At 70.9% G+C, this 23,988-nt stretch carries 17 protein-coding genes; 10 read left to right on the forward strand and 7 right to left on the reverse strand.

Features of this window, described 5'->3' with window-relative positions; all coding sequences use genetic code 11:
- Positions 1-46: 46 nt before the first annotated feature.
- From ACIPEK_RS35725 to eccD, 3 genes are all read right to left on the reverse strand, one after another.
- A complete protein-coding gene (locus ACIPEK_RS35725; RefSeq protein ID WP_402004966.1) occupies positions 47-394 on the reverse strand; it encodes a hypothetical protein in 348 nt (115 codons plus the stop codon).
- Between the two features lie 261 nt (positions 395-655).
- A complete protein-coding gene (eccB, locus tag ACIPEK_RS35730; protein WP_402004969.1) occupies positions 656-2,101 on the reverse strand; it encodes a type VII secretion protein EccB in 1,446 nt (481 codons plus the stop codon).
- Between the two features lie 117 nt (positions 2,102-2,218).
- A complete protein-coding gene (gene eccD / locus ACIPEK_RS35735) occupies positions 2,219-3,601 on the reverse strand; it encodes a type VII secretion integral membrane protein EccD (protein ID WP_402004972.1) in 1,383 nt (460 codons plus the stop codon).
- A gap of 277 nt (positions 3,602-3,878) precedes the next feature.
- Between eccD and eccCa the strand changes: the two genes are divergently transcribed.
- Together eccCa and ACIPEK_RS35745 are read left to right on the forward strand one after the other, a co-directional pair.
- Entirely contained in the window at positions 3,879-7,808 is a 3,930-nt protein-coding gene (eccCa, locus tag ACIPEK_RS35740) for a type VII secretion protein EccCa (RefSeq protein WP_402004975.1), read from the forward strand.
- A gap of 277 nt (positions 7,809-8,085) precedes the next feature.
- Positions 8,086-9,009: an alpha/beta hydrolase gene (locus ACIPEK_RS35745; protein WP_402005040.1), complete on the forward strand. Its 924-nt coding sequence runs from the start codon at positions 8,086-8,088 to the stop codon at positions 9,007-9,009.
- Between the two features lie 93 nt (positions 9,010-9,102).
- Here ACIPEK_RS35745 and ACIPEK_RS35750 read toward each other — a convergent pair whose 3' ends face one another.
- A complete protein-coding gene (locus ACIPEK_RS35750) occupies positions 9,103-10,386 on the reverse strand; it encodes a S8 family serine peptidase (protein ID WP_402004978.1) in 1,284 nt (427 codons plus the stop codon).
- 216 nt (positions 10,387-10,602) lie between these two features.
- On the opposite strand from ACIPEK_RS35750, the gene ACIPEK_RS35755 reads away from it, so the two are divergent.
- The 6 genes from ACIPEK_RS35755 to ACIPEK_RS35780 all read left to right on the forward strand — a co-directional run bounded on the left by ACIPEK_RS35755 (position 10,603) and on the right by ACIPEK_RS35780 (position 18,357).
- Positions 10,603-13,902, forward strand: coding sequence for a right-handed parallel beta-helix repeat-containing protein (locus tag ACIPEK_RS35755; protein ID WP_402005043.1), 3,300 nt, complete (start codon positions 10,603-10,605; stop codon positions 13,900-13,902).
- Positions 13,903-14,407: 505 nt separating this feature from the next.
- Entirely contained in the window at positions 14,408-14,659 is a 252-nt protein-coding gene (locus tag ACIPEK_RS35760; protein WP_402004981.1) for a hypothetical protein, read from the forward strand.
- 83 nt (positions 14,660-14,742) lie between these two features.
- Positions 14,743-15,090 carry a tail fiber domain-containing protein gene (locus tag ACIPEK_RS35765; RefSeq protein WP_402004984.1) on the forward strand — a complete coding sequence of 116 codons (348 nt, stop codon included), beginning with the start codon at positions 14,743-14,745 and terminating at the stop codon, positions 15,088-15,090.
- A gap of 1,028 nt (positions 15,091-16,118) precedes the next feature.
- A complete protein-coding gene (locus ACIPEK_RS35770; RefSeq protein ID WP_402004987.1) occupies positions 16,119-17,108 on the forward strand; it encodes an LD-carboxypeptidase in 990 nt (329 codons plus the stop codon).
- A 77-nt stretch (positions 17,109-17,185) separates the two neighbouring features.
- Entirely contained in the window at positions 17,186-17,482 is a 297-nt protein-coding gene (locus tag ACIPEK_RS35775; RefSeq protein ID WP_402005049.1) for a hypothetical protein, read from the forward strand.
- Complete coding sequence (locus tag ACIPEK_RS35780) at positions 17,416-18,357, forward strand: IS630 family transposase (protein ID WP_402005046.1); 942 nt, start codon at positions 17,416-17,418, stop codon at positions 18,355-18,357. Before ACIPEK_RS35775 ends, ACIPEK_RS35780 begins: the two co-directional genes overlap by 67 nt.
- A 365-nt stretch (positions 18,358-18,722) precedes the next feature.
- Here the strand turns inward: ACIPEK_RS35780 and ACIPEK_RS35785 are convergent, their stop codons facing one another.
- Positions 18,723-19,403 (reverse strand): sigma-70 family RNA polymerase sigma factor, encoded by a 681-nt coding sequence (locus ACIPEK_RS35785; protein ID WP_402004990.1) that lies wholly within the window; start codon positions 19,401-19,403, stop codon positions 18,723-18,725.
- A gap of 135 nt (positions 19,404-19,538) precedes the next feature.
- Entirely contained in the window at positions 19,539-20,330 is a 792-nt protein-coding gene (locus ACIPEK_RS35790; protein WP_402004993.1) for a hypothetical protein, read from the reverse strand.
- Between the two features lie 235 nt (positions 20,331-20,565).
- Here ACIPEK_RS35790 and ACIPEK_RS35795 point away from each other — a divergent pair, with 235 nt between their 5' ends.
- Entirely contained in the window at positions 20,566-21,717 is a 1,152-nt protein-coding gene (locus ACIPEK_RS35795) for a nitrate/nitrite transporter (RefSeq protein ID WP_402004996.1), read from the forward strand.
- Positions 21,672-22,793, forward strand: coding sequence for a sugar ABC transporter permease (locus ACIPEK_RS35800; RefSeq protein ID WP_402004999.1), 1,122 nt, complete (start codon positions 21,672-21,674; stop codon positions 22,791-22,793). Before ACIPEK_RS35795 ends, ACIPEK_RS35800 begins: the two co-directional genes overlap by 46 nt.
- 10 nt (positions 22,794-22,803) lie before the next feature.
- Here the strand turns inward: ACIPEK_RS35800 and ACIPEK_RS35805 are convergent, their stop codons facing one another.
- Positions 22,804-23,934 (reverse strand): acyl-CoA dehydrogenase family protein, encoded by a 1,131-nt coding sequence (locus ACIPEK_RS35805; RefSeq protein WP_402005001.1) that lies wholly within the window; start codon positions 23,932-23,934, stop codon positions 22,804-22,806.
- Between the last annotated feature and the right edge of the window lie 54 nt (positions 23,935-23,988).

Genomic DNA, 23,988 nt, shown 5'->3' on the forward strand with positions numbered 1-23,988 from the left:
GGTTAAGAGAGCGGGGAAGAAAAGGCAGGGAGAAAGGCGGAGAAGGTCACCCGGGGTTGATCGTGCCGGCGATACCGGCGGCGTAGCCCTTCGCCTCGTGCTCGGCGTCCGTGAGGAGCCGGTTGGCCATCGCGGTGCCTTCGCGGAAGAACTGGGTACGCTCCATGACCCGGCTGTGCGCCCTGAGCCACTCGTCGATGCCCGCCGCGTGGGTCTCCGAGGAAACCGCCTGGTAGGCAGCCCGGACCTGACCCTGGATGGTCCTGACCTTGCGGCCCGCCTCATCCATGTCGCGAAGATGCTGGTCCAGCGTCTTCAGCGTCTCGAGCATCGCTGTTTCATCGTTGGACAGGCCATCGGCCGAGTTGACGTTGAAGCCGGAGACATCAGACATGGGGGTCCTCCTGGACACTGCGGGAACACGGCGGCACCACGGGCGCACGACAGGTCGACCACACCGGAATCACGCCCTCCGGCAGTCGACGGATCATCAGGTTAATACGCCGTACGGGATCTTGGTACGAATGTTCCCCGACAATCTGAGTGTTCATCTGCGATACGTGCGTGAGCTGCGTAAATGCCGGGGAAAGCGCGTGCCTCCCGGCCCTCCTATCCTCAGAGAAACCTCAATTCCCTTAAGGCCGAGGGGAATCGGCTATCGAGGCATCGCGTTCTTCGACGCTTCCACGAGTCCCTGCGTCAGCAGGGCCGTGTCGTCCAGCGCGGGCCCCGACGCAAGCATCCCGAGGACACCGGACGGGACGGGAACGGACTGATCGACTCCGTACCCGAGCCGCTGAAGTCCCTTCTCGCCCCCGGGGACCGGGTACTTGGCGCCCGACTCGGTGACCAGGTAGTAGGCCGTGCCGGTGCCCGCCGAGGAGAGTGCCGTGACGAGGGCACCGCCCTCCGGACGTACGGCGAACAGGTCGGCGGCTCCGGAACCCGCCGTGATTCCCGGCTGGTTGGACACCGCCCGGCCGCCCACCGTGTCCGCGCGGGGCAGGACGACCGATACCGTCGGCCTGCCGTCCGCGGTGCCGACGACGGCACATACGCCCTCGCCCGCGCCGACCGGGCTGGGCCTGGGCAGACCGGTCGGGACCGTACCGCCCGCGGCTCCCACGAGCTGGGTCGCCTTCGGGTCCTGATGGCGCGCCAGGTCGTCCGGACCGATCTTCTGGAGTACGACTGCTCCTCCGGCGTAGGCGGTCCGCTGGGTACGCGGATCGCCCTTCAGCAGTGCCTCCTCCAGCGCGGTGACCTTGGTCAGCCCACGCTCCGTCAGCAGGTAGTGGCCGCCGGAGCCGTCGAAGAGCTGCCCGATCCGTGTCGGGCGGCCGGCCAGCGAGGGGCCCGCCTTGCCGCGTCCGGCCACTTCCGGCACTGCCAGATCCGGGCCCGCCGGCAGGGCGTTGAGGAACGCGTCCGGGACCGGATGCGCCCCGTCGGGGTCGTAACCCAGTGCCTGGACCGCGTAGTTCGCGGTATTCAGCCGCAGCCGGGTGCCGTGCCAGAGGAGGTACGTGGTGCCGCCCGGGACGGTACGGACCAGGGTGGCCCCGTCCGAGGTCACGGGCGTGCCCTTGGCGGTCAGGCCGACGGCCAGGGTGAGGAGCGGCTCCGAGGCGGCGTCGGGCCGGGTGGTGCACACCGACCAGGCCTCGCGGCTGAGCGCGCCCGCCTGCGGCAGCGGATCCGGCGCGCCGACGATGCCCAGGGTCGCGCCGCGCGGGGCGTCCTCGATGGAGGCGGGCTTGACGCTCACCACCTTCATCCGGTCACCCGCCAGCAGTCTGGCCGAGGTCTCGTTGAGGACCGGGTGGAGGACTCCGTCGAGCGTGAGGTAGCGGGCGCCCGAACGTTCGTCGAGCACCAGCGTTCCGGTGGCCTTCCACGCGTTCGAGCCGCCGGGCACCACCAGCCCGTACACCACGACGATGAGCGCGGCCAGGGCCGCGACCACGAGGCCGATGACGAAACCCTTCGTGGTCCGCCGGTGTGCGGACTCGGGGGCGTCCGGGTCGTCCCGGAGCATTCCCAGTGACAGCCGGCTCATGACGAACATGTGCGCGTGGACCTGGTCCCGCCTGGACTGCATTCCTTGCCTTTCCGACCGGGCATCGGCCCGGCGCGCGAGGGCCCGGGATACCGGGGCTTTCGGCCGCCGGACCCCGGGATTCGCCAGCTGTCCGGCGGCGGACGCCGGAGAGCGGGCTCAGCTGTTGAGGCCCCGCAGGTACTGGTAGAGACCGGCGACGAGCAGGGCCAGCGGGACGAGGACGATGGCGAAGAGCAGATGGAGCAGGTCGACGGCGCGCCCCCAGTAGGGCACCAGGCGCCGGCCGGGGAGCGTCCAGCCCGTGATGGCGAGCACGGCCGCGACGGCCAGCAGACCGGCGAGCAGCAGCGGCCGGGACCCGTCGTCGGTCCGCAGGACCAGGTGCACCGTCAGCAGTACGGAACCGTAGGCGGCCGGCAGGACGACGGCGAGCCGCTGCCAGGCGCCGCCGATCGCCCGTGCGTGCGTGAACATCAGCGCGCACAGGACCGCGGCCAGGGTGAGCGGCGCCCAGGAAGTCTCGAACGTCAGCACCGTGAGGCAGCCCGCGGCCACCAGCCCGGTGGCACCGTAGAGGCCCGTGAGGTAGCCGTCGGCGACGGCGCCGCGGGCGGCGATCCGCTCGTCCGGGGTGGGCTCGATGCCCTCCTGGAGCTGGTCCGCGTTGGTGGGCAGCAGCGGCACCTTCAGTCCGGACAGGCGGAACGCCAGGGACGGCAGGAAGTGCCCCAGCAGGACGACCGCCAGGATCAGCGGGGCGGCCGTGCCGGTGGCCGGGACGCCGAAGAGCATCACGGCTCCGCCGACCGCCCCGAGGGCCGCGGCCAGGGCGGCGGCCAGGAACAGCGGTGCGCACGCGCCCACGGCGGCCAGCGCGAGCACGGCGGCGCCGGCCGCCGCGGAGCAGCCCGCGAGCAGCCGGGCGCCCAGTTCCGCGTCGGACGCGGCCCCTTGGGGCACCAGGGCTCCGGCCAGGGCGAGGAAGGGGACGGCCGCCGCGCCGAGCGCACCGCCCGCGTCGACGTCGCCGACCGCCCGTGAGGCTGCCGCCGCACCGGCCAGCAGGAGGATCGCGGTCGCCGCCGCGCAGACCGCCCTGAGCCCCGTGGAACCGGGCAGCAGCAGGAGCAGCAGGCCGGTGGCGAGGGTGCTCAGGGCGAGCGCGGTCATGAGGTGGTGCGACCACACCGGCCGCCAGGAGTCGGGGCGTTCGCGCAGCCGGCTGGAGAGCCCGTCGACGAGGTCGTCGTAGTGGATCTCGGGGAGGGCGTCCCCGCGCAGGCGCAGATGTACCGTTTCGCCGTCGTGCAGGCCCAGGTCGCCGAGGGTGTTCTCGTCGTCGAGGGGTTCCTGGCCGAGGCGCTGGAGCACCCAGCCGCCCGCCTGCGCGCCACGTTCGTAGAGGTCGGTGCCCCCGTGGTCGACGATGGTCGGCATCAGATCGGCGAGCACGATGTCGGACGGTACGGCGAGTTCGACGGAGCGGTCGGGCGTCAGCACCGTGAGGCGGCACAGGGGTGCCGCGGATATGTCGGTCAAGCGCGTTTCATCGCCTTCCAGGACAGTGGTCGACGCGGTCAGATTGATCACATTAACTTGTGCGTGCAGTCTGTACGTTGTGGGGTGCCGCCGAGATCGGCGGCCGCGCCCCCACCCACCCCCCGGCCTGCGTTTCCGCACCGTCGGCTGTACCGCAGGTGTTTGACGTTCTGTCATCCCGAAGACGCGTCACGGCAACCGCCGGCACCCCTCAGGAAGGCGATTCCCTTTGAGCGTGGTCCTCTTCAAGAGGCCTCCCCGGCGTCTTGGCCCCGAGATGCCCCATGGCGAACTGAGCCTCCAGGAGCCGCCCACGGTGCCGGAGACGCAGAGCGCGATGGGCAACATGATCACGTACATGCCGATGGCGCTCAGCTCGCTCGGCATGGTGCTCATCTTCCTGCGTCCCGGCAGCGGCGGCGGCCCCATGATGTACGTCGCCATCGGTCTGATGGCGCTGTCGGCCGTCGGCATGCTGGTCTCGCAGATCGTCCGGGCTTCCGGGGACCGCAAGCGGGCGCTGCTCGGTGAGCGGCGCGACTACATGCGGTACCTGTCGATCAGCCGCAGGCGCATACGCAAGGTGATCACCCAGCAGCGGGAGGCGCAGGCGTGGTCGCATCCGGACCCGGCCTCCCTGTGGAGTCTGGTGCCGACGGCCAGGCTGTGGGAGCGGCGGGCGGCGCACGCGGACTTCGCCGAGGTGCGGATCGCGGTGGGCGAACAGCAGTTGGCGACGAAGCTGACACCGCTGAGCACCAAGCCGGTCGAGGACCTGGAGCCGCTGTCCGCGCACGCCCTGCGGCGCTTCATCAAGGCGTACGGCACGGTGCCCGACCAGCCGGTCGCGGTCTATCTGCGTACCTACGCACGCGTCCTGCTCCAGTCCGAGGAGGAGGAGGCCGCGCACGCGATGGTGCGGGCTCTGCTGGCGCAGCTGAGTGTGTTCCACGCGCCGCAGGACCTGCGGATCGTGGTGCTGGCGGACCATCACCGCCGGGACGCCTGGGAGTGGGTGAAGTGGCTGCCGCACGCACAGCATCCGACGGACGTCGACGGCGGGGGCCCCGTGCGGCTGGTCACCGATTCCGTCCTGGGTCTCGAATCACTGCTCGGCGAGGAACTGACCGGCCGGCCCGCCTTCGAGGCGGACGTCGTCCCGAGCGCCGAGGAGCCCTACTGCGTCGTGGTCCTGGACAGCGCCCGGACGCCCGCCGACTCCCGGCTGGCCACCGACGGCTACCGCAACACGGTGACGCTGGAGGTGTCCGGTTCCCTGCCCTGGCGTCAGTCCCGCCACACGCTGCGGCTGCGGATCGCCGGGCAGCGGCTCGAACTGGTCAGCACCGACCGGTCGGGGAAGGAGACCGCGTCCGTGCTCGGCAGGCCCGATGTGCTGGGTCCCCGGCGGGCCAGGGCACTGGCCACGCTGCTGTCCCCCTATCGGATGGGCATCACCACGGACAACGGTGAGGCGCTCACCTCGGACGTGCAGCTGACGACCCTGCTCGGCCTCCCCGACCTGCACACCGTCGATCTGGACGCCGTGCGCGACGACCGCAGCGAGCGTGCCAGGCTGCGGGTGCCGCTGGGGCTCGCCGGTGACGGCACCCCGGTGGAACTGGACATCAAGGAGGCGGCGCAGGGCGGGATGGGCCCGCACGGCGTGCTGATCGGCGCGACGGGTTCCGGCAAGTCGGAGCTGCTGCGGACCCTGGTGCTGGCGCTGGCGCTCACCCACTCCTCGGAGAAGCTGAACTTCGTCCTGGTCGACTTCAAGGGCGGCGCCACGTTCCTGGGTCTGGACGGTCTGCCGCACACTTCGGCCGTGATCACCAACCTCGCCGACGAGTCCTCCCTGGTGGACCGCATGCAGGATGCCCTGCACGGTGAGCTGATGCGCCGCCAGGAGCTGCTGCGCAGCGCCGGGAACTACACGTCGGCGTTCGAGTACGAGACGGCGCGGGCGGCGGGGACCGACCTGGAGCCGCTGCCGACGCTCTTCGTGGTGGTCGACGAGTTCAGCGAACTCCTTTCCGCGCACCGCGACTTCATGGACCTGTTCGTGATGGTGGGGCGGCTCGGCCGCAGCCTGGGCGTGCATCTGCTGCTCGCCTCGCAGCGGCTGGACGAGGGCCGGATGACCCAGCTGGAGTCGCATCTGTCGTACCGGATCGCCCTGCGGACGTTCTCCTCGATGGAGAGCCGTGGCGTCCTGGGTGTGCCGGACGCCTACCAGCTGCCCTCCGTACCCGGCAGCGCCATCCTCAAGAAGGACACCGGGACCCTGGTCCGGTTCAAGGCCGCGTACGTCTCCGGGCCCTACCAGGGCGTCCGCAGGGTCGGCGCGTCGGCCGTCGCCGGTCAGGTCGTCCCGTACCGCACGGAGTGGACCGCGCCCCGGCTCCCCGCGCCCGACCCGGCCCCGCAGCCGGTGGCGGAGGAGGAGAGCGAGGAGTCCCTGCTCGCGCTGGCCGTGTCCCGGATGCGGGAGGGCGGCAGGCCCGCGCACCGGGTCTGGCTGCCGCCGCTGGACAGCCCGCTGTCGCTGGACGTCCTGCTGATGGGCGTGGAGCCGCACGCCGAGCGGGGTCTCACCACCATCGATCCCGAGCTGCACGGCCGGCTGACGGTGCCGGTGGGCATCATCGACCGGCCCTTCGACCAGAGCCGCGAACCCCTGGTGGCCGAGCTGTCCGGCGCGGGCGGGCACGTCGGTATCGCGGGCGGTCCGCAGAGCGGCAAGTCCACCCTCGTACGCGACCTGATCATGTCGCTCGCGCTCACGCACACTCCGCGCGAAGTCCAGTTCTACTGCCTGGACTTCGGCGGGGGTTCACTCGGTTCGCTCCGCGACCTGCCGCATGTGGGCGGTGTGACGGGCCGACTGGACCTGGAGCGGGTGCAGCGCACACTGGCCGAGGTGCACGGGCTGGTGGCCCGGCGCGAGAAGCAGTTCTCCGAGCTGGGCATCGATTCCATGGCGATGCTGCGCGCCCGCCGGGCCGCCGGTGAGTTGCCGGACGAGCCGTACGGCGATGTGTTCCTCGTCGTCGACGGCTGGGGCACGATCCGCCAGGACTTCATGGACATCATGGACACCTTCACGGCGCTGGCGGCGCGGGGCCTCAACTACGGCGTGCACCTCATCGTGGCGGCGGGCCGCTGGTCGGAGATCCCCACCGCGCTGCGGGACCAGCTCGGCACCCGCTTCGAGCTGCGGCTCGGCGACAGCATGGACTCCGTGATCAACATGCGGGCCGCCGCGACCATCCCCAAGTCGCCCGGCCGCGGCATGACCGATTCCAAGCACCACTTCCTCACGGCTCTGCCCCGGCTGGACGGCGGCGACAGTTCCTCGGACCTCGGGGCGGGCGTCGCCGACGCGGTGGCCCAGGTGGCCGAGCACTGGCAGGGCCCGCCCGCACCCGCGGTCCGCACCCTGCCGGCGGTCCTGGAACCCTCCGAGCTGCCCGACGCCGAGGTCGGCGCGGACGGCGATCTGCGCCTGCCGCTGGGCCTGGAGGGCAACCAGCTCGACGTCATGTGGCACGACTTCGCACAGACGGCGCACCTGGTGGTGGTGGGCGACGCGGAGACCGGCAAGACCAACCTGCTGCGCTCGGTCTGCCAGGCGGTCACCGACCGCTACACCCCCGCCGAGGCGCGGGTGTTGCTGATCGACTACCGGCGCGGGCTGCTGGAGAGCGTCCCCGAGTCGCACCGGCTGGGCTACGCCGTCTCCGTCGACGTACTCAAGCAGGCGGTGGACGGCATCGCACGGGCCATGAAGGAGCGCCTGCCCGGCGCGGACATCTCGCCCGCCCAGCTGAAGCGGCGGGACTGGTGGAGCGGCCCGCGGGTCTTCCTGGTCGTGGACGACTACGACATGGTGTCCGGCGGCAACATGAGCAACCACTTCGGGCCGCTGCTCGACTACCTCGCCCAGGGCGCGGAGCTCGGTCTGCACCTGATCGTGGCACGCAGCGCCAACGGCGCGGCGCGGGCGATGAACGATCCGCTGCTGCGCCGTCTGCTGGAGGTCAACTCACCTGCCGCGCTGCTCTCCTGCCCGCCCTCGGAGGGATATCTGTTCAACGACACCAAGCCGAGGCAGCTGCCGCCCGGCCGGGCACAGCTGATCACGCGCAGGGGTGTGGTGCAGGTGCAGACCCCGCTGCTGCCGGACCCGGAGGGCGAGGCCTAGGCATGTACGCGAAGTCCCGTCCCGCCCACCTCATCTACCGGGCGTACGACGGAACTTCGCGTGCACGGCCGGACGGGGTTCGTCCGGCGCACTGCCCCCGGGTGCTGCCGGCGCGGTCGTGCTGGCAGGCTGTCCCGGTCGGGATGCCGCCGGGCATCCTCCGGTCCGGGGAGGTCCTGTCGTGGATACCGGTGGAAGGCCCTCGGAGCACCGCCCCGACTCGCCGGCGCGGCACGCGCCTCCGTTCGACCCGGAGTTGCGTGCCGCGCTGGCGGCCATGGGGGCGGAGGCACGTGAGCCGCTGACGCCGGAAGGTCTCGCGGCCAGGCAGGAGCGGGATGCCGCCGCCCGCCCCAGACCGGCCCTCGGCGAACTCCGGGCCGACGGCCGGTTCGAGGTGGAGGAGCTGCGGACGCCCGCGGACCGGGACGGGCGGGAGGTCAGGCTCGTCAGCGCACGGCCCGCCGGTGCCGCCGGGCCCCTGCCGCTGCTGTACTACATGCACGGCGGCGGCATGATCATGGGCAACGCCTGGTCCGTACTTCCCCGCCTGCTCCGGGAATGGGCTCTGCCGCTAGGGCTCGCCGTCATCTCCGTCGAGTACCGGCTGGCGCCATGGGCGCCGTACCTCGGTCCCGTGGAGGACTGCTACGCCGGACTCGTCCGGGCGGCCGACGACGCGGCCGCACTGGGCCTCGACACGGACCGCGTCATTCTCGGGGGCAAGAGCGCGGGCGGCGGTCTCGCCGCGGCACTCGCCCTGCTGACCCGCGACCGCGGCGGACCGGTCCCGATCGGTCAGCTGCTCCTGAGCCCGATGCTCGACGACCGCGGCACCACGTTCTCCAGCCACCAGATGGCCGGCCTCGACACCTGGGACCGGACCTCCAACGCGACCGCGTGGCAGGCGGTGCTCGGCGACCGGTACGGCGCTGCCGGCCTGTCGCCCTACGCCGCACCCGCTCGCGCCACGGATCTGTCCGGGCTGCCCCCGGCCTACATCGAGGCCGGGTCGGCCGAAACCTTCAGGGACGAGGCCGTGGCCTACGCCGACGCGATCTGGCGTGCCGGTGGCGAGGCCGAACTGCATGTGTGGCCCGGCGCCTTCCACGGGTTCGACACCCTCGCGCCGCGGGCGGTCCTCAGCCAGGATGCCCGCGATGCCCGTTCCCGGTGGCTGCGGCGGACCGTCGGACGTTGAGGCCGGCCGAGGAGCGGATTCGGCATAGGCTGAGCCAGGGGAGCGGGTCACCGGACGTCGAGGCGCCATGGCCCGGCGGTCATGGCCGGGGGCTCAGTCCGTTTCCGTGACCGGCCCCCCGGCCCGGCCCGCCCGCCATCCCCGGCGGCGCCCTCTGGGCAGCACGAACGCGAGGAAGGCGACGAGCACCGTGACCCCGGCCGCCCCGCCGGCCACGGCCAGCGCCCGGTTACGCGCCTCCGGCGGGTCGAGCGGCGGGACGGCCGGTGCGGAGGCGTTCTCCGTTACGGCGGGGGACTGCGTGTGTTCCTCGGGGAGTACGGCGGAGAGCGCCCGCACCGGATCGACGATCCCCAGCCCGATGCCGGGGTCCGGCGTGTCACCCACGGCCCCGTAGGCGGTGGACTCCAGCCGGTGCGCGACCTGCTCGGCGGTCAGCCGGGGGTGGTAGGAGAAGACCAGGGCCGCCGTACCGGCCACGAAGGCGCCGGCCACCGCGTCGCCGCGGCCGGTGAACTGGCCGCGGCCGCCCGGCCCCGGCCCCATCACCGAGACGCCGGGAGCGCTCAGCCCGGGCTGCGAACGCCGCCCCTTCTCCGTGCCCGGTGCTTCCGGTTCGCCGCCCGGCCCCACCGAGGAAACGGCGAGCACCCCGGGCAGCGCCGCCGGGTAGGCGGGCCCGTTCACCGTCTGCGACGCCGCCGCGCCGCGCTCCCACTCCCGCGCCGAGGCGGGCGCCACCACCAGCGCACCGGCCTTCTGCGCGGCGAGGACGGCGTCCTTCAGCTGCTGTGGCGCGGCAGGGACGCTCAGCGCCACGTGGACGATCCGCGCCCCGGATTCGGTGGCCGCCCTGATCCCCTTGGCCAGCGCCTCGGGTGTCGTCGCGCCATGTTTACTGGTGGCCCGCACCGCGATCACCTCGGCCTCCGGGGCGACCCCGGCCGCTTTGAGACCCTGCTGCTGCCTGCCCGCGACGATGCCGGCGAGGAACGTGCCGTATCCGACGCAGTCGTCCCGCACGGTGCCGCCCGCCACCACATCCGGGCCTCCGGTGACCCGGCCGTCCAGCGCCGGTACCCGGCGCAGATCCGCTCCGGTACTGATGACGGCGACCTTCACCCCCGCGCCCCGGCTGAGTTCCCAGGCCCTGTCGATCCCCAAGAAGCTCTGCGCCCAGGGGACTTGGGCAGATTTCTTGGCGGATCCCGGAGTGCACGGGCGGCCGTCGGCGACAGTGGCGGGCATTCCCGGCAGCGAGGGGCTGTCCGCGTCCCCCGCCGCACCGGCCGGAGCCGCGGTGCCAGGTATCAGGAGCAGGGCGGCCAGTGCTGCCGGCCCGAGTGCGTGGAACACCGAGGACCTCGAAGATCGCATGCGCCGATGGTAACGACGCTCCCCGCACCACCGGTACCTGCCCCGGAACACCCCCGAACCGGTGCTCCGGCGCCCCCGGAACGCCGACCACCATGGCGGGCGACCTGCGGCAACAGGCATGATGGGCACAGCAGTTTCCCACGCCCTACATGCCGCGCGTCTCCGCCCCGTACCTACGGCGCAGGGGTCCGGGAGGTCAGATAAGTGTCACGCCAGATGCTCACCGTCGCCGCCGACGGGACGGGCGACCACCGCACCGTCGGGGAGGCCGTCGCACGGGCCCGTGCCGGAGCGGTCGTCAGCATCGCTCCGGGGCGGTACGAGGAGAGCCTGACGGTCTCGGCCGCGATCACCCTGACCGCCGCCGAGGGCGAGGGGACGGTGGAGCTGGCGCCCCGGCGCGGTACGGCGCTGACACTCACCGGGGACGCGGTGATGGTCAGGGATCTCGTGCTGCGCGGGCACGACGACGAACTGCCCGTGGTCGACGCGCCGCGCGGGCAGCTCGCGATGGACCGGTGCGACATCCACGGTTCGGCCTGGTCGGCGCTCTTCGCGCGGGACGGCGGGTCGCTGGCGCTGCGTCAGTGCCGGATCAGCAACCCGGTGGGCGCCGGTGTGGTGTCCACCTCCTCGGCCGAGAGCTTCCTCGAGAACTGCGTCGTCGAACACCTCGGTACGTCCGCCGTGGTGGCCGGTGAGCAGGGCAGGATCACCGCGCGCTTCAGCCGGCTCAGGGACACCAAGGGCAACGGTGTCCTCACCAACGGGCAGGCGCACGTCCTCCTGGAGGAATGCTCGATATCGGCGACCGGCAAGCCGGGCGTCGCCGTCGAGGAGGAGAGTTCGGTCAGGATGGTGCGCGGCACGGTCCGCAAGGCCGTCGTCGGCGTGTTCGTGAACAGCGCCGGGCCGGTCGTCCTGGAGGACGTAGCCGTCAGCGACGTCACCGGGCACGGATTCGTCCTGGGCGGCGGCAGTTCACCGACGCTGGCCCGGTGCCGTACCGAACGGACCGGCGGGCACGGCCTGTTGGTGACCGAGCGCAGCCGTGGCACGTTCGAGGAGTGCGTGTTCGCCACCGCCGAGGAAGCCGGCGTACGCGTCACCGGCTTCTCCTCACCGGTGCTGACGGACACCGTCGTCCATGACGCCAAGGGCACCGGCGTGCTGCTCGACGAGGAATCGGCCGCCGAGTTCAACCGCCTTGAGGTACGGGACAGCGGCGGGTCCGGAATCGTGATCCGCGGCGGCGCCAACCCGCTGCTGCTGCGGGCCACCGTCACCGGCGCCGGCACGCATGGCGTGGAGGTCGTCAAGGACGGCAGGGGGCGGCTGGAGGAGGGCGTCGTCGAGCGGTCGGGCGACTCGGCGGTCCATGTCTCGGGCCACGGCAACCTGTTCGTGGGCAAGGGCCGGCTGCGCTCCTCCGCCGGGGCCGGAATCCACATCGGGGCGCTCGGCACGCTCACGCTGCGGGACACCGAGGTAGAGGGGTCCGGTGGCGCGGGCATCCACATCGCGGCCGAGGGCGAACTGGCGGCCGTGCGTGCCGTGCTGACGGGGGCCGCTGAGTTCGGCGTACTGGTGTCCGCGGGTGCCCGCGCCTCCCTCAACGGCTGCGAGGTGACCGGTTCGGGCGCCGACGGCATACGGGTGGAGGGCACCGACGCCGTGTCGCTGACCGGCTGCACCGTCCGCGCCAACCGGGGCAGCGGAGTGCGCCAGACGGTGCCCGGCGACCGGCTCGCCGTCGAGGGGCTGGCCAGTACGGAGAACGGTGCCCCGGACGCCTGGGGCACCGCGGAGGACGCGGAGGCGGCGGGCGACGGGCGGCTGCCCGGCGGTGCGGGCCCGGCGGCGGCCGAAACCCGGTCCGGTACGGGCCCGGTGGCCGAGCTGGAATCGCTGATCGGCCTCGACGAGGTCAAACAGCAGGTGCTGAGGCTGATCAACCTCAACCGGATGGCGCAGCGCAGGGCGAGCATCGGAATGCCCGCTCCGCCGATGAGCCGCCACCTGGTCTTCGCGGGCCCGCCCGGCACCGGCAAGACCACCGTCGCCCGGCTGTACGGCTCCATCCTCGCCTCGCTCGGCGTGCTGCGCTCCGGGCACCTGGTGGAGGTGTCGCGTGCGGACCTGGTGGCGCAGATCATCGGCGGGACGGCCATCAAGACCACCGAGACTTTCAACAAGGCGCTGGGCGGGGTGCTGTTCGTCGACGAGGCGTACACCCTGCTCTCCGACGGCGGCGGCAGTGGCGCCGACTTCGGGCGCGAGGCGATCGACACCCTGGTGAAGCTGATGGAGGACCACCGCGAGGACGTGGTGGTGGTGGCGGCCGGCTATCCGAAGGAGATGACGGACTTCCTGGCGTCCAACCCGGGTCTCGCCTCGCGTTTCACCCGCAGCGTCGAGTTCAGCGACTACACCTCGGACGAGCTGGTCACGATCGTGGAGCGGATGTGCACCGGCCACCACTACGAGCTGGATCCGGCGGCGCGGGCGGCACTGCTCACCCGCTTCGAGCGGATTCCCCGCGACGCGGGCTTCGGCAACGGCCGTACCGCCCGCAAGGTCTTCGAGGAGATGGTGGACCGGCAGGCGTCCCGGCTGGCCGCCCTGCCGGAGGCCGGTGAGCGGGAGCTGGCCGTGCTGACCGCGGAGGACGTGGGCGTCCCGGCGGGCGGCGCGCAGGAGGACGGGCAGGACGAGGATCCGCTGCTGCGGCTGGACGCACTGGTGGGCCTCGCGGCCGTCAAGCGCGAGGTGGGCGACCTGGTCAATCTGCTCTCCACCGCGCGTCGGAGGAAGGAGGCCGGGCTGCCCGCGCCCCGGATCAGCAACCATCTCGTCTTCGCGGGCCCGCCAGGCACCGGCAAGACGACGGTGGCGCGGCTCTACGGCGAACTGCTTGCCTCCCTGGGCGTACTGCCGCGCGGCCAGCTCGTCGAGGTCTCGCGTGCGGACCTGGTGGGCCGCTATGTCGGGCACACCGCGCAGCTGACCCGAGAGGTGTTCGAACGGGCTTTGGGAGGCGTCCTGTTCATCGACGAGGCGTACACCCTGACGCCTCGATCGAGCGCCGGTTCCTCAGACTTCGGCCAGGAGGCGGTGGAGACACTGCTGAAGCTGATGGAGGACCACCGCGACGAGGTGGTGGTGATCGTGGCGGGGTACACCGCGGAGATGAACCGGTTCCTGGGCTCCAACCCGGGTCTCGACTCACGCTTCCCGCGGCGTATCGAGTTCCCCGACTACTCCTCGGACGAACTGGTCACGATCGTCCGCATGCACGCGGCCGACAACGGCTACGAGTGCGCGCCCGGCACGGCCAACGCGCTGCGGACCCACTTCGACGGCATCCCCAGGGGGGCGACGTTCGGCAACGCTCGGCTGGCCCGGCAGACGCTGGAGCAGATGATGACCCATCAGGCGGGACGGCTGAGCACCGTCGCGGTACCGAGCCTGGACGACCTGCGGCTGCTCCTCCCCGAGGACCTCTCCCCGCGCTGAGATCGAACGAGGCCCGGGACCGCGGCGGATATGCGAAGCACTCCAGGATCACCGGCAGATCCTCCAGCCACTCCTGGAGGCGGGCCCGCCTGCGTGCGGCGGATTCCTACGGGGCGACCACGGGCGGTGGCGTGGGAGTTTCACCGTCCTGCGGCGTGTTCGCCGGTATGTAGATATGGCTTCTGCGGCCGATGTGGCGCGGACCCGGCAACATGGGACACGGCATCACCCTCAGCGTCCAGGGCAGCAGCCAGGGCCACCCGGCCGCACATCATCCGGCCCCGGCCCGCACGTGCCCTGTGTTTCCAGGCGGGCGGACCGTGTACGCAGCCGTTGTTCACCATCCCGGAACGACTGCCAACAACTTCCTTGCTCGGGCCGTTCGCGAAGCGCTCTGGTTCGGACCGCTGGGTCTGGTCAACGTCTGGTCGTGCTGCTCGTGACCGACGGGGGGCTGTGTCGTTGCCTGATTGATCTGATCTCTGACTAATCCGGAGCGTGCTTCATGTCCCTTACCGCAGCTACCCGACTTGCCGCAGCGTCCTGCGCTGCGATCGCCGCCGTGTCGGTGTGCCTGGGCGCAGCCTCGGCGGCCGAGGCTGAGGCCGCGTCCGCGCAAGCGCGGGCGGTGGAGCAGAGCACCGCCCCGGCCGACGACGACCCCGAGGTCTCCGCTCAGTTCGTCCCGCTGGGCAGTCTGCTGTTCTCCGACCGGGCCGTAAAGACCAACGTGAGTCCGGTTCGATGGGATCGCTGACCGAACGCCTCCACCGCGCCCGGACCGCCGGCATTCGGGCCTACCGGGCGCGCCTGCACCCCGACACACCCAATCCCGCCGGAATGACGTCCACAGCCTCCGGGGAAACTGTCACCGAGGCGGGTGACGGCGTGAACGGGTTCGACGTCCTCGCCCGAGTGGTCCGTCTGCCGGTGAGCACGTGGCGGTACCGGTGGGAGGACGGCGAAGTGCGCCACCTGGGGCCGATGGCACAGGACTGGCGGGCCCACCTCGGTCTGGGAGCCGACGACAAGACGATCTGCTGCACCGATGCCAACGGCGTCGCGATCGTGGCGATTCAGGCACTTCACCGGCAACTCACCGACCTTCAGGCCGAGGTCAGGGAAATCCGGGCGCAGAAGGTCGAACCGGCAGCACACGCACCTCGTGCGGAGACCCCGCGGGTCTGACCACCTCAACCGCTGCGCCTGGCTGTGGCCGGGGGCAGCGGTTGAGGATGGGATGACGCGGGTACGCCCTGCGGCCGCGCCTGCGCTGAGCACTACGCCGACCAGGCAGCGACCGAACCAGTGAACCTGAAACCACGTCAACCCGCTGCGGGTGCTGGAGGGCGGAGCGGTCCTCTCGCTGAGTCTCTCCGCCTTCACTCAGTATCAGAGCGACGACCACAGCGAATACGGGGCCGGTGATGAGCCGGACATCCCTGACCTGTCCCCATACCAATCGGCCATGATCAGCGACATGCGTGACCTGATGTCAAGCCTCAAGCAGTGAGCCTGAGATTCAATCTCTGCGAACATCGACCGGCGTGTCATCAGACCCGGCGGACATTCGTGGTCACCGCACTCGATCCAGTTCGCCCACCCGAACGTGAAGAGATGCGCCTGCTGCGTCGCGTCCAGCCCGTGGGCGCCGCGCAGGAAGCATGACCGTCGGCGTCACGAGGTACAGCGCGGCGAAGGTGCCGGCTACGAGAGGACCGGGGAGGGGCCTGCGAAGCAGCCCACGATCGCACCGGCGACAACCACGATCCCCAAGCCCGATGCGCTGCCGGCAGGTCTGCCCGCACCACCTCACGCAACGCCTTGTGCGTTGCGCACATGTCGGAGTTGTACCGCTCGCGCACCGCTTCCGGATCTGTGCCAGATTCCTCGGGCCACTGCTGCACCATCGTTCCCTAGTTCTGGCGAACCAGTTCCTAGCGATCTCGTCGGTTCCTGCCCATGGCAATTGATCACGAACACAACCGGCACGGCAAATCTGGCTCCTTGCGGTCAATGCGACTTAGTGGTCGAGTTCGAAGTCCTTCGGGGGTTGACATCGGGGCCCGATTCCGCATCGGTCCGTTAGTTGTCCGCGTGGAGGCGGTCGGTGGGCCCGGCCGGGGTTCCGGGGCTTGGCCTGATTACGTCGGGGAGGCGGAATATTTGCGGCACGGGCCTTGTTGCTCGCGGTTGCTGATCAACAAGGAGGCCCCATGCCTGTGATCCTTCGGCCCCGCGCGCTACGTTCCGGGGACCTCGTGGTCGTTACCGCGCCCTCAGGCCAGCTTGAGCCGGGCGAGGAACCACTGCTCGCCCGCGGTGTGGCGATACTGGAGCGGATGGGTTTCCGCGTGCGAGTCAGCCCGATGGTCAACCCAGCGCAGAATCGCTGGTGGGCGTCGGGCACTCCGGCGGAGCAGGCCGCCGAGCTCAACGCTCTGCTCCGGGACCCGGAGGTGCGGGCCATCGTGGCGCACACCGGTGGACAGACGACCATCGGCTATCTCGATCTGATCGATCTGGACGCGATCCGGGCCGACCCGAAGCCGATCCTCGGCTACAGCGACATCTCGCTGCTGCACATGGCGTTGCACGCCAGGACCGGCCTCGTCGGCTTCCACGCCGACATTGCCACCCACGGTTTTGGTAGCGGCTGGTACACGGAGGGCGACGAGGCCCGTCGCTCCGAGCTCGTTGACCTCTACACCCGTGTGCTCACCAAGGCCGAGGCGCCGGGCGTGCTGCCGCCGATGGGGGCTTGGGAAACCTGGCAGCCGGGCCGCGCGCAGGGACCATTGGTCGGCGGTTTGCTGAACCGTCTGATCCAACTGCAGGCGACACCGTTCGCGTTGGCCGCCGAACGGTTCGACGGCGCCGTGTTGTTCTGGGAGGAGGTGCAGCGGCCGGTCACCCGGATCTGGGGCGACCTGCATACTTTGCGGCTGTCCGGTGTGTTGGACCGGATCGCGGGCATGGTGGTCGGCATCCCGACTGAGGTCACGCCCTACGAGGGCGGCGGAGACCGCGCAGGTCTACGCGACGTGGTGCTCGACGTCCTGGCCCAGCGTGACATCCCGGTCCTCGCCCAGGTCGACTTCGGCCACACCGCACCAAACCTGCCGCTGCCGCTCGGCGTCCGCGCGCACGTGGACGCGGACAACCAGACGCTGTCCCTGCTCGATTCGGCGGTCATAGAAAGCTGAGGTTCAGTTGGATATTGCCGCAGGCCCGGAGGGCTGCGGCCCGTAGTGGTCCGCTTCTCGCGATCGGCCCGTCTGCCATGCCCGTTGCGCCGGCCTGCCCGATCGTCCTGACCACCGCCGAGCGCGAGCGACTGAAGAAGATGGCCTATGGCCACAAGACCGAGCACCGGCTGCGGTGCCGTGCGCAGATCGTCCTGCACGCGGCACGGGGACGCTCCAACGCGCGCATCGCCTACGAGACCAGCCTGCACCTCGACACACGGTTCGTGCCTGGCGCGGCCGGTTCGCCCACGGCGGCCTGCCGGCCCTGGCCGACCGTAAACGCTCAGGGCGTCCGGCCCGCTTCACCCCCGTGCAGATCGCCGAGACCCTAGCGCTGGCCTGCCAGTTACCCGCCGAGACCGGTGTGCCACTGTCGCGCCGGTCCTGCCCGGAGCTGGCCGTCGAGCTGACCGCGCGCGGGATCACCGACAGCATCTCCGCGTCCACAGTGCGCCGCTGGCTGCGCGAGGACGTGCTTAAGCCCTGGCAATACCGGTCCTGGATCTTCATCCGCGACCCGGACTTCCGTGCCAAGGCCCGACGTGTTCTTGACCTGTACGCCCGTACGTTCGAGGGTGTCCCGCTCGGGCCGGGCGAGTACGTCATCTCCAGCGACGAGAAAACCTCCGTCCAAGCCCGCTGCCGCTGCCATCCGACCCTTGCCCCCGGCCAAGCCCGCGCGATGCGCGTCAACCACGAGTACGGACGCGGCGGCGCCCTGGCATACCTGGCCGCCTACGACGTCCACCGGGCCGAGATCCACGGCCGCTGCGAGCCGACCACCGGCGTCGTGCCGTTCATGGCCCTGGTCGAACAGGTCATGACGCAGGAGCCCTACGCCAGCGCGAAACGTGTCTTCTGGATCGTCGACAACGGCTCCTCCCACCGCGGCAAGCGCGCCATCGATCGCCTGGCCGGCAGATTTCCGAACGCCGTCATGGTCCACACCCCGGTCGACGCCTCCTGGCTAAACCAGGTGGAGATCTTCTTCCTCATCGTGCAGCGCAAGGTCGTGGCGCCCAACGACTTCACAGACCTCGCCGAGGTCCGGGACCGGCTCCGAGGGTTCGAAGACCGCTACAACGCCACGGCACAGCCGTTCCAGTGGAGGTTCACCACCTCCGACCTGGACGATCTGCCGGACCGACTCGACCGGCACACACCCGCCGACCGACAAGAAGAATCCTCCGCCACTCCGACAGCCTGATCAACCCCCGAAGGACTTCGAAACTCGACCACTCAGCTGGGGACCCGACCCATCGGACAGCACCTGGTTCGGGCAGGGCAGGTGGGATGCTGCCGGCGCTCGCCTGGGCAGGCTCACTCTGCGTACCTGAGCGTTGCTTCGGGCGCGCCGGTGCCGAAGCCGCGTCAACAGCGCCTCCGCCTCGACTGTGCAGGCGATTGACCCGAGGCAGGCGTGCTGGGCGGAACCACACAGCCGTGAGTCGTTTCCTCTGGCACCGCGACAACGCGTACGCGCGTGCTGCCCGGATGAAGGGCAGCGCCGAAGGGCGCCGGCGCGGTTCATCTCTGCGCCGGCGCCCCGTGGTGCCTGTGATCCTTGACTTCTCAGACAGCTGCGGCGAGGAGTGCCGGCACTCGGCCACGAGAGACCGGTCGCACCGGCTCCCTGTGCGCGGCGGGAGTCTCTGCGTCCTTCAGCAGTTCGAGCAGGGTGCCGCGGGCCCGGGCCACACGTGAGCGGACGGTGCCGACAGGGCAACCTATGGCTGCTGCGGCCTCCGCGTAGGGGAGTCCCAGGAGTTGGGTGAGCAGGAACGATTCACGGCGTTCTGCCGGGAGGATCGCCAGGAGTTCGGCGAGTGCGATTCCGTCTTCGAAGCCGGGCAGGTCGCGTGGCTGTGCCCGCTCGGCGGCGGACTGCCAGTCGTCCCGGTCCGCGATTCTGGGTCGAGCGGCGGCATGACGGAGGCTGTCCACGACGGTACGGCGGGCGATCGAGAGTAGCCAGGTACGAGCGGATGAGCGTCCCTCGAACCGGTGAAGGCTGCCGAGTGCACGCAAGAACGTGTCCTGAGTGAGGTCATCGGCCGCTTGGGGGTCGGCGCTGAGGTGGGCCACGTAGCGCCAGACGTCGCGGTGCAGGGCGCGTACGAACCGGTCGACGGCGTCGGGGGAGCCGTCGCGTGCAGCCAGTGCCAGTCGTGTCACCGGTTCGTCGGCGCTATGGGTATGACGTGATGTGCCGTCGTCGGCTGTGGCGTTGTGTGGCGGCAGGGCAGGGGGCATCGCCTGATGTCCTTCCGGGATCCGGGATCCGGTTCCGCGCGTGCGCGGGCCGGTGAGATGTACGGCACCGCACATGGGCGATGCCGAGTCCCGAGGCGTGCGGTGAAGGACACCGGCACGTCGGGAAAACAGCTGTCAGATGACAGCGATCCCGGACGGTGGACCTCGCGAGGTGAGGGCGTGGATGAGGAAGAGTTGCCGCGGTGCGCGGGCTCCGTAGTCGCGGCGAGCACGGATGCGTGGCCGGTCAAGTGGTGTGGGTAGGCGGAAGAGCAGGTGCAGTGGGGCGGTGATCCACCCGGCGAAGGTGCGCAGCAGGCGGAAGGTGGCTCGTTCTCCGTAGGCGAGCCAGAGGCCGCACAGCAGGGCTGCCAGCAGGTGGGCGGCCAGCATCCCGGCCGACGACATGCCTCCCATGTTGTGCCCTGTGGGCATGACCGTCGAGGGGTCGGTCATCGTCTGCATGCCGGCATGGGCGTGCTGCATCCCACCCGGCATGGTCATGTCCGTGGTGCCCGGCGGTGGCTGGTGCAGGCGGCTGCCGAGCCCGGCGGCGGTGACGATGCGTACCGCTTCTGATTCCGAGATCGAGGTGGAGCTTGTCGGGCCACAGAGCAGAGACTGGGCCCATTGCCGGGCGAAGGACGGGGTGTCGGCCACCGAGGGGTGAACGGCTGTCTGAGCCAGTGAGAATCCGGTGTGCAGTGCGGCTTGGGCGGCAACCATCATCGAGGTCACCGCGAGAACGCCGCGCTCGCTGCCACTGAGGAACCAGGCCGTGGCGGCAGTCGCCGCGAAGGCGGCGGCCATGGCCCACCAGGGGACGGCCGTTCCTGACATGAGGACGTGGCCGAGGGCAGCGAGCAGCACGCAGGTCGCTGCGAACACCGCAGCGCGTACCGCGCGACAACATCGGCCTGGAGTCATGGCGGGCCCATCCTTGCACTCCTCCCTCGGTCGCCACGGGTGGGTACGCAAAGTGCGGGTGGCGGCGCTCAGCCTGACGCTTGTGGCGCACGCCACATGAGTCGCCGGGAACTCCAGTGCCGTGCGGTCCGACTCCTGACCTGGCGACAAGGTGAACCAGCAGCGCGGGACGGAGGCACCGGTGCGGACAGGGCGGGGAACATCGGCGGCCCCGGCGGCAGGAGCTGACAGACCGTTGACGGCGCTGCTCACCTGCGCCATGGCATTTTCGATGCTGCAGCTCTTCCTCCTGGGAGCCCTCAGCCCGCGCCTTGTCGACGAACTGGGGATTTCGCCCTCGGTCCTCGGCCTGACGACGACGATCGGCTTCGGGACCGCGGCGGTTCTTTCCCCTGTGGGCGGGCGCATCGTGGACCGGGTCGGCCCCAGGCGATCACTCGTTGCCCTGCTGCTCGTGTCCGCCGGTGCGCTTGCCCTGATCGCCGCGGCGCCCGGCACGGGGTTTCTCCTCGGCGCCGTTGCGCTTGGGGGTCTGCCGCAGGCGTTGGCCAACCCGGCCACGAACAAGGCGATCCTGGCCGCCGTTGTGCCGGCCCGGCAGGGTTCGGTGACCGGAATGAAGCAATCGGGCGTGCAGCTCGGGGCGTTCGTCGCCGGGCTGCCCCTGGCCGCGCTGGCCTCAGGGGTGGGTTGGCGTGGTGCGCTGTGGACGGCTTCCGGCACCGCTTTGGCCGTGGCTGTGTGGGCCACGCGTGCGCTGCCTTCCGATCCACCGGCAAAGGGGGCGCCGCTCCGTGCCTCGCTGGTGCCGCAGGGTGCCATTGCATGGCTGGCGGGATTCTCGTTGCTGCTGGGCTGTGGCATTGCTTCGGTCAACACCTATCTGGCGCTCTTCGGCGCCCAGGAACTCGGAATGAGTCCCTCGACGGCCGGTGCGCTGGTGGCCGTACTGGGCGTGGCAGGGATTGCTGGCCGGGTGGGCTGGTCGAAGGCTGCCCGGCCGGGGCGGGCCGAGTGGCTGCCGGGGTGGCTGGCGGCCGGTGCGGTCGGAGCTGCCCTCTTGCTGGCCGGTGCGCTGCTCGTTCACCCGCTGGCGTGGGTGGCGGCGACAGCCGTCGGTGTGTTCGCCGTGTCGGGCAATGCCGTCTCCATGGTGCTGGTGATGCAGCGCGCCGCCCCCGGCCGTGCGGGGCAGGAATCGGCACTCGTCTCCGCCGGATTCTTCGCCGGCTTCGCCATAGGCCCACCGGTCTTCGGCGTGCTCGCGCAAGCCGGCCACTACGGGCCCGGGTGGCTGCTGGTGGCCGCGGAGTTCGCGGCGGCCTGCGCTGTCGCTTTCGTATGGGCAGCGCAGGAGCGCAGGCGGCGCACGGCGGTTCAGGCGTGACGGTGGCGGGGGACTGGCCCGAACGCGCCCTCGCGGACATCCTGCACCGGGTAGACGTCACCCGAGCCGAAGTCGGCGCAAGATTCCCGCTGTTCGCCGACCCGGATACGGGCCGCTGGAAGACGACCTCTCGCGGATCGTGGACCGGCGGATTCTGGGCGGGTCTGCTGTGGCTGCGGGCCCGGCACACCGGTCACGAGGCCGACAGGGCCGTGGCCTCGGCTTGCACGGCACGGCTGGCGGGATGGGTGGAGGCCGATACTGTCACCCGCGGTCTGATCCTCTGGTACGGAACCGCCCTGGCCGTCAACGACCGGTCGGCGCAAGAGCTGCGTAACCGGGCTGCCCGTGCCTGCCTGGCCGCTCTGGAGCCCGAACTGGGCCTGGTTCCCTGGGGATCCGCGTTCGGTGGTCCCAGACTGCTGGCCCGTGTGGACGGAGTGCCCGGCACGGTGCCGCTGCTGGCTTCGGTGGGCGTCGAGGGCGCCGCGGCAGCCGCGTCCCATCTCCATCGGCATATCGATCTGTGCCGCGTCGATGGTTCTGTTGTGCCCGCCCTGAGGTTCGAGCCGGGCACGGGCTGGCGGCCGTGCGACGACCCACCGCCCGGTTGGAGCCGGGGGCGGCCGTGGCTCTTGCTGGCCGTGGCCGACGCCCTGCATCAGCCCAGGACCACGCAGTGGAACCACCAGCGGCTGGAAGCGACGGCCGCAGGACTGGTCGCCGCCCGGACCGGACTGCCACGGTGGGGTGTTCCGCCGGCTGACGAGGGGCAACCGGACAGCCCGCAGGACACCTCGGCTGCCGCGATCACAGCGGTAGCGCTGCTGAAGCTCTCGCGCGTTGCGGGACCCCGGGCAGCGGAGTACTCCTCCCGTGCACTCGCGATTCTGGACCACCTCGTGGCCTCGCATCTCACCGGGCCGGCCGGCGCTCGGCCTGCCGGGATGCTGCTGAACGGCTGCTACGACGCCGGACGCTCCGTCGCCGTGCGCCACGAACTGATCTGGGGTGACTTCTTCCTGGCTCTCGGACTGGCAGCACTCACCGGACTGATCGACATCCGTACGGTGTAGACATGGCCGCTCAGGTGTCGTGGCCGCGCAGCACGCGGCGTGCGACGGACGTGATGTGCAGCTCGTCCGGGCCGTCCAGGATCCGGGCGGCGCGGCCGGTACGGAAAAGCGCGGGCAGAGGAGTGTCGGGTCCCAGGCCGGCCGCGCCGTGCACCTGAATGGCTGCGTCCGTCACCTGCTGGAGCATGCGGGCGGCGGCGACCTTGGCCAGGCCCACCTCGACGTGCGCGTCCAGCCCGGCATCGATCCGGGTCACGGCCTCGTGGACCAGAGGACGGGTCGTACGCAGCGCGAGCAGCGACTCGAAGACATGCTGCTGCACGAGCTGATGACTGCCGAGCGGACCACGGGAGCCGGCACGGTCGTTGACGCGCTCACACATCAAGTCGAAGGCCCGCTGCGCCTGACCGATCCAGCGCAGGCACCGCAGAGTACGGCCGAGCTGGAGCCGTTCCCCGGCAACGGCCAGAGCACTGCCCCGCCCGCCGATGAGATGGTCGCCGGGGACACGGACACCATTCAGTTCGATCTCCCACTGGCCACCCGCGCCAAGGACCAGAAGCTCGCGTACGACGCGGCAGCCGGGCGCGCCGGCCGGTACCAGGAACAGGGAGAGCCCGCCGCGGTCCGCCGGTGCCCCGTCGGTGCGGGCCAGGACGGTCACCAGGTCGGCTCCGGCGGCTCCGGAGGTGAACCACTTGCGGCCACTGACCCTCCAGCTCCCGTCCGCTTCCTGTACGGCGCGGGTACGGGTCATGGAGGGGTCGGTACCAGGGACGTCCGGTTCGGTCATTGCGTAGCAGGCACGGAGTTCCCCGGCGGTGAGTCGTTTCGGATACTCCTCGCGTATGCGCGCGCTGCCGTGGCGGTGCAGCATCAGCACGTCCAGCAGTGATGCCGACCCCAGGGCGGCAGGTCCGTGGTCGCTTGCTCCTTCCACCTCGGCCACCTGGGCGTACTCGGTCAGGGAGAGTCCCTGACCGCCCAGCTCGGCGGGCAACGGGAGGGCCCATAGACCTTGCTTGTGGGCTTGGTCGTGCAGGTCGCGCATGGTGGCGGTGGAGGCCGGTCCGCCGGCGTCCAGGACTCTTTCGTACGGCATTACCCGCTCGCGTATGAAGCGGTCGACCTGCCCCCTCAACTCAGCTGTTCCGCCTGCACCTTCAGAAACTCGGTCTCGGCTCTCCACCACTTT

The sequence above is a fragment of the Streptomyces sp. NPDC088246 genome (assembly GCF_044741025.1).
In the GTDB taxonomy this organism is placed as follows: Bacteria; Actinomycetota; Actinomycetes; order Streptomycetales; family Streptomycetaceae; genus Streptomyces.

Excerpts from the sequence above, each read along its gene's own strand:
- ACIPEK_RS35725 (WP_402004966.1), bottom strand. The coding sequence starts at position 394 with ATGTCTGATGTCTCCGGCTTCAACGTCAACTCGGCCGATGGCCTGTCC.
- ACIPEK_RS35745 (WP_402005040.1), top strand. The coding sequence starts at position 8,086 with ATGGGGGCGGAGGCACGTGAGCCGCTGACGCCGGAAGGTCTCGCGGCC.
- ACIPEK_RS35755 (WP_402005043.1), top strand. The coding sequence starts at position 10,603 with ATGCTCACCGTCGCCGCCGACGGGACGGGCGACCACCGCACCGTCGGG.
- eccCa (WP_402004975.1), top strand. The coding sequence starts at position 3,879 with ATGCCCCATGGCGAACTGAGCCTCCAGGAGCCGCCCACGGTGCCGGAG.
- ACIPEK_RS35750 (WP_402004978.1), bottom strand. The coding sequence starts at position 10,386 with ATGCGATCTTCGAGGTCCTCGGTGTTCCACGCACTCGGGCCGGCAGCA.
- ACIPEK_RS35785 (WP_402004990.1), bottom strand. The coding sequence starts at position 19,403 with ATGCCCCCTGCCCTGCCGCCACACAACGCCACAGCCGACGACGGCACA.
- eccB (WP_402004969.1), bottom strand. The coding sequence starts at position 2,101 with ATGCAGTCCAGGCGGGACCAGGTCCACGCGCACATGTTCGTCATGAGC.
- ACIPEK_RS35760 (WP_402004981.1), top strand. The coding sequence starts at position 14,408 with ATGTCCCTTACCGCAGCTACCCGACTTGCCGCAGCGTCCTGCGCTGCG.
- ACIPEK_RS35770 (WP_402004987.1), top strand. The coding sequence starts at position 16,119 with ATGCCTGTGATCCTTCGGCCCCGCGCGCTACGTTCCGGGGACCTCGTG.
- ACIPEK_RS35775 (WP_402005049.1), top strand. The coding sequence starts at position 17,186 with ATGCCCGTTGCGCCGGCCTGCCCGATCGTCCTGACCACCGCCGAGCGC.
- ACIPEK_RS35800 (WP_402004999.1), top strand. The coding sequence starts at position 21,672 with ATGGGCAGCGCAGGAGCGCAGGCGGCGCACGGCGGTTCAGGCGTGACG.
- ACIPEK_RS35765 (WP_402004984.1), top strand. The coding sequence starts at position 14,743 with ATGACGTCCACAGCCTCCGGGGAAACTGTCACCGAGGCGGGTGACGGC.
- ACIPEK_RS35790 (WP_402004993.1), bottom strand. The coding sequence starts at position 20,330 with ATGACTCCAGGCCGATGTTGTCGCGCGGTACGCGCTGCGGTGTTCGCA.